Origin of the sequence: Sphingomonas sp., from assembly GCF_035758555.1 — a bacterium.
In the GTDB taxonomy this organism is placed as follows: domain Bacteria; phylum Pseudomonadota; class Alphaproteobacteria; order Sphingomonadales; family Sphingomonadaceae; genus Sphingomonas_B.
In genome coordinates, this window is the sequence record NZ_DASTXI010000124.1 from 1 (window position 1) to 5,668 (window position 5,668).

Annotated in this window: 4 protein-coding genes and 2 pseudogenes; 2 read left to right on the plus strand and 4 right to left on the minus strand. The window is 66.2% G+C overall.

All coding sequences use genetic code 11. The features are described from left to right. Window positions 1-443: 443 nt before the first annotated feature. The 4 genes and pseudogenes from VFT73_RS07650 to VFT73_RS07660 all read right to left on the minus strand — a co-directional run. Window positions 444-1,157 (minus strand): SDR family NAD(P)-dependent oxidoreductase, encoded by a 714-nt coding sequence (locus VFT73_RS07650; RefSeq protein WP_326409652.1) that lies wholly within the window; start codon window positions 1,155-1,157, stop codon window positions 444-446. 93 nt (window positions 1,158-1,250) lie between these two features. Next, a complete protein-coding gene (purF, locus tag VFT73_RS07655) occupies window positions 1,251-2,708 on the minus strand; it encodes an amidophosphoribosyltransferase (protein ID WP_326409654.1) in 1,458 nt (485 codons plus the stop codon). Window positions 2,709-2,846: 138 nt separating this feature from the next. After that, window positions 2,847-2,951, minus strand: a pseudogene (locus VFT73_RS15295) (PEPxxWA-CTERM sorting domain-containing protein); the annotation flags it as partial. 12 nt (window positions 2,952-2,963) lie between these two features. Next, window positions 2,964-4,049, minus strand: a pseudogene (locus tag VFT73_RS07660) (NF038122 family metalloprotease); the annotation flags it as partial. A gap of 163 nt (window positions 4,050-4,212) precedes the next feature. Between VFT73_RS07660 and hisI the strand changes: the two are divergent. Next, a complete protein-coding gene (gene hisI, locus VFT73_RS07665) occupies window positions 4,213-4,578 on the plus strand; it encodes a phosphoribosyl-AMP cyclohydrolase (RefSeq protein ID WP_326409657.1) in 366 nt (121 codons plus the stop codon). Window positions 4,579-4,599: 21 nt separating this feature from the next. After that, window positions 4,600-5,668 (plus strand): M20/M25/M40 family metallo-hydrolase (locus VFT73_RS07670; RefSeq protein WP_326409658.1); only part of this gene is annotated, 1,069 nt, incomplete at its 3' end.

The window sequence follows — 5,668 nt, forward strand, 5'->3', positions numbered from 1 at the left end:
GGCGGATGGGCGCTCGCCTCCTGCGGAGTGAGCTGATGGGCGGCTGTGGCCATGTGCGACTGTCCTGCTTGATGTCAGGCGGTCGACTAGGCCGCCGAATGCGTTGCGCCAATGTAGAAAATCTGCGGCGGAGTGCAAACGTCGCTTCACCCTCGTTCGCGCTTGAGCGGTGAGGATTTCACGGATCGCCCCGCAACCGCGGCTGCCAGCCGATCATATTGTCCACAATGGGTGGTTCGCGGACCGATCACCTCTCCCATAGGGAGAGGTCGAGTCAGCGCTTGCGCTGACCGGGTGAGGGGTTGGACCTCTCCACGAAGTCCTGGTCCCCTCACCCCGCTCGCGGCGGAGCCGCGAGTCGCCCTCTCCCGATGGGAGAGGGGCCGCTTAGGGTCGTTTCCGGTCATAGCCCCGCCACTTCTGGGTAATGCCGGAAATCTGGTTCAGCCGCCCACCCGCTCGCGATATCCCGTCTCAAACCCGTCCGTCAGCAGCGCAGCGATGCGGTCCGCGACCGCCTCGGGCGGCTTGACCGTGGCCGGGTCTTCGCCGGGGAACGCCTTTTCGCGCATCCTGGTGCGGGTGGCGCCGGGATCGAGGATCGCGACCGCCACCTTGCCTAGGTTGCGCTGTTCTTCGCCATAGGCGGCGACCAGGGTTTCGAGCGCTGCCTTGGACGCGCCGTATGCGCCCCAATAGGCGCGGGGCGTGGCGCCGACGCTGGAGGTGATCGCGATCAGCTTGCCCGGCGCGGCGGCGCGGAGCAGCGGGTCGAAGGCCGCGATCAGGGCCTGCTGGGCGCCGACGTTCAGCGTCAGCAGCTTTGCGAATTCCTTGGCGTCGATCGCTGGAACCGGCGTCAGCGTGCCGAGCATCGCTGCGTTGAGGATCAGAATATCGAGCTTGCCCCAGCGTTCGCCGACCGCGGCGGCGAGGCGGCCGATGCTGTCGCCTTCGGCCAGGTCCATCGGCGCGATCGTGGCGTTGCCGTCGGCCTGGTGGATGCGGTCCTCGACGGCTTCGAGGTCCTTCGCGGTGCGGGCGGTCAGGATCACGTGCGCGCCGGCTTTGGCGAGCGCTTCGGCGGTGGCGGCGCCGATGCCGCGGCTGGCGCCGGTGACGAGGGCGAGTTGGTCAGTGAGGGGTTTGTCAGTCATTCAGAATCCGTTCGTGTCGAGCGAAGTCGAGACACGGCAAGCTTCCGCGCACTCGTTTCTCGACTTCGCTCGAAACGAACGGAAAGAAAAAGTCTAGACCACCCGCTCCGCGAGCAGGCTCAGCTGGTCGGTCGGCGCGAGCTCGTCCTGGTCGGTCAGCGTGGTCGGATAGTCGCCGGTGAAGCAGGCATCGCAATGCTGCGGGCGGACGTCGGCGCGGCGGTCATGGCCGAGTGCCTTGTACAGCCCTTCGATCGAGACGAACGCGAGGCTGTCGGCGTGAATATAGTCCGACATGCCGGGCACATCGAGCTTGGCGGCAAGCAGCTTGGTGCGTTCCGGCGTGTCGACGCCGTAGAAGCAGCTGTGCCGCGTCGGCGGGCTGGCGATGCGCATATGCACTTCGGCCGCGCCGGCATCGCGCATCATCTGCACGATCTTCAGGCTGGTCGTGCCGCGGACGATCGAATCGTCGATCAGCACGACGCGCTTGCCGCCGATCAGGGCGCGGTTGGCGTTGTGCTTCAGCTTCACGCCCAAATGGCGGACCTGATCGCCCGGCTGGATGAAAGTGCGGCCGACATAGTGGGAGCGGATGATGCCAAGCTCGAACGGGATGCCCGATTGCTGGGCGTAGCCGATCGCGGCGGGCACGCCCGAATCCGGGACCGGAATGACGAGGTCGGCCTCGACCGGCGCCTCGATCGCGAGCTGCGCGCCGATCGCCTTGCGCACGTCGTAGACGGAGGTGCCGTCGACGATCGAATCGGGACGCGAAAAATAGACATGCTCGAAAATGCACGGGCGCGGGTTGATCGAGCCGAAGGGCTGGATCGAGCGGACGCCCGATTCGGTGACGATCACGATCTCGCCGGGCTCGACCTCACGGATGAACTCGGCGCCGATCACGTCCAGCGCGACGGTTTCGGAAGCAAAGATCGTCGCATCGCCCAGCTTGCCCATCACCAGCGGGCGGATGCCGAGCGGGTCGCGGCAGGCGAGCATGCCTTCGGGGGTCAGGCAGATCAGGCTGTAGGCGCCTTCGACCTGTTTCAGCGCATCGATGAATTTGTCGAGCAGCGTCCGGTAGGTGGAGGTCGCGACGAGGTGGATGATGACCTCGGTGTCGCTGGTCGACTGGAAGATCGAGCCGCGGCGGACGAGCTCACGCCTCAGCTTCATCGCGTTGGAGATGTTGCCGTTATGCGCGACCGCGAACCCGCCCGACGACAGTTCGGCGAACAGCGGCTGCACGTTGCGCAGCGCGGTCTCGCCCGTCGTCGAATAGCGGACATGGCCGAGACCGACCCGGCCGGGCAGGCTGCGGATCACGTCGTCACGGTCGAAATTGCCGGCGACATGGCCCATCGCGCGGTGGGTGTGAAAATGCTCCCCGTCCCAGCTGGTGATGCCGGCCGCTTCCTGGCCGCGATGCTGCAGCGCGTGCAGCCCCAGCGCGACCACGGCGGATGCGGTTTCGGCGTTGTAGATGCCGAATACGCCGCATTCCTCGCGAAGCTTGTCGTCGTCGAACGGATTGGTGGTGAGCATTTGCCAGACCCGGACCCTTGGCTCGTTAGCCTGGCATATAGGGGGGCGGATCGGATTTGTCGCCCCTTCGCGCGCAAAGAAAAGCCCGCCCGGTAATTCTACCGGGCGGGCACGCTCAAGCTGTCCGAGCTCGAGAGTTCAGGCGAAGCTGACCTGCGGCCGCTGACGGCGGCGGAGCACCGCGCCGACAAGGCCGAACCCGGCGATCATCATCGCCCAGGTCGCCGGTTCGGGCACATAGGTGTCGTAGCCCATCACGTCGAACGCGATCCGGTCGAGCGGCGTCAGGTTCAGGTTGGTGACGCCGCCTGCGAAGCCCGTGCGCGTCGGATCCATGATGCCGAGCGTGAGGCCGGTCAGCGTATCATCCTTCCAGTGGCTGGCTTGGCGGAGATCGCCGTTGACCGAACCGGTCGACAGATTGCCGAGGCAGGTGCCGCCGGCGTTGATCGAGAAGCACGGCGTGCCTCCGATGGTCCAGTCGAGCGTCTGCTGGCCGTTGAAGTCCTTGTAGCGGAACAAGTCCCAGACGGTGCCCCAGGCAATGGCGTCCAGACCCGCGCGATTAAGATTAGCATTGACGTCGGCCGTGTCGACGCCGGAGCGGAAGCCAAGGGCGTGGCCGATTTCATGCGCGGCGACGCCGACGAAGTCGATCAGGTTCGGATCGAGGCCATCGGAGCGATCGAAATCCCAGTTGAACTGGTTGCTGAACGACACCGATCCGTCGCGCACGGTGTTCAGGGCGACCCCGAGCGCCTTCGCCTGGGCGGTGTTGATCTGGACGTTGAGGTTGTCGAACGTGTTGTCGTTGTCGATCCCGCGCGTCGCCGTCTGGATCGCCTGGCAGCTGGGATTGGCGATGTTCGAGCAATCGCCCAGCTCGTTGGAAACGAACGCGACCGTGTTGCCGGGCTGCAGGCTGTTGACTGCCTGCAGGTCGTAGCCGGATTTGGCGTCGGCAGCCATCAGCGTCTTCAGCGTGGAATAGCTGACCGTCGCAGTCGTCGAGCCGGTCGAGCCGAGGATGTTGGGTCCGAGTTGGCGGAACCCGACATCCAGCTTGATCGTGATCGGATCGCGGATAAGGCTGGACCAGATCGCGGCCGCAGCCTCGAAGCCGGCGCGGGCCTGAGTGCCGACACCGACACCGCCGGTATCGTTGAGGATGAAGGTCGCGCCGCCGGTTATGTTGCTGGCTGGCGGGTTGGCAATGCCTCCCAGACCGCTCCCGCCGCCGAGCGTGCCCTGGAGGTCGATGTCGTCGCCCCAGACGACGACACCATGTGCGAAGGCAGGCGACGCGGCGCAGCAAAGCGCCGCCACAATGATCTTCTTCATGTGACCACACCCCTTCCTGTGGCGCGCAGTCGGCACCCTCCGAGAGCGCAGCCGGCGCGAAAATTACGCCCTTGGTAACCAAAGGTCGAGTCGATTCTCTTCCGAAACTGTCCCGCGGATGGACGCTTTCTTTTCCGCGATTACGCCCGCATTGGGACCTGTCATGAACAATGCGCGGGAACAGGGATCGGTGCTCGATCCCAAATGGGATGCGGCCGGGCTGGTCACCGGCGTCGTGACCGACGCGGCAAGCGGCGAGCTGCTGATGGTCGCGCATCTGAATGCCGAGGCGCTGCGGCTGACGCTGGAGACCGGCGAGGCCCATTTCTGGTCGCGCAGCCGGGGGCGGCTATGGAAGAAGGGCGAGACCTCCGGAAACGTGTTGCGCGTGGTCGAGCTGCGCATCGACTGCGACCAGGATGCGCTGTGGCTGAAGGTCGAGGCGGCGGGGCCGGCGTGCCATACCGGCGCGCAGACCTGTTTCTATCGGCGCCTTGACCGCGACGGATCGCTGGAGAAGAGTTCCTGATCCCAATCAAGATCGGAGATCATGGTGATCAGCCTTTTCCTGCTCGCGTCCGCCACCGCCGCCCAGCCCGATCCGGCGGAGCTTCGCGCGACGATCGCCAGGCTGGTCGGCTTCGGCACGCGGCACACGCTTTCGACCACGACCGATCCGAAGCGCGGGATCGGCGCGGCGCGCCGCTGGACGGCGGGGCGGTTCGGTGAATTCTCGAAGGCGTGCGGCGGCTGTCTCACGGTCGAGACGATCGGCGACCAATTCACCGGGCCGCGGGCGCCGAACGGCGTGCGCGTCGAGGACGTGATCGCGATCCAGAAGGGCATTTCCGACCCCAACCGCGTCGTTATCGTCCAGGGCCATATCGACAGCCGCGTGACCGACGTGATGGATGCGACCTCCGACGCGCCCGGCGCCAATGACGACGGCTCCGGGACCGCCCTGGTGATCGAGGCGGCGCGGCTGCTGTCGAAGGAGAAATTCCCCGCGACGATCGTCTACGCGGCGCTGTCCGGCGAGGAGCAGGGGCTGTGGGGCGGCAAATTGCTCGCCCGCACGGCGAAGGAGCGCGGCTGGAACGTCGTCGCCGTGCTGAACAACGACATCGTCGGCAACACGCACGGCGTCGGCGGCGCGCATGACGACACGCACGTCCGCGTGTTCAGCGAGGGCATACGGCTGGCGGCGACCCGCGAGGACGATCTCGCCCAGCGCGCCAATGGCGGCGAGGACGATTCGCCGTCCCGGTCGCTGGCCAAGGCGGTGAAGCGCGTGGCGAAGGCCAGCAACGGCCTGGAAGTGATCGCGGTTCGCCGTCCCGACCGATTCCAGCGCGGCGGCGATCATATCCCGTTCCTGGAACTGGGCTATCCGGCGGTGCGGATCACCGAGGTGACCGAGAATTACGATCACCAGCACCAGACGCTCCGGACCGAGAACGGCAAATTCTACGGCGACACGATCGAAGGCGTGGACTTTCCGTACCTTGCCCGGGTGACCGCGCTGAACATGGCTGTGATCCGCGAGCTGGCGAGCGCGCCGGCGGCGCCCGACAAGGTCACGATCCAGGGAGCGCTCAGTGCCGACACGACGGTGGCCT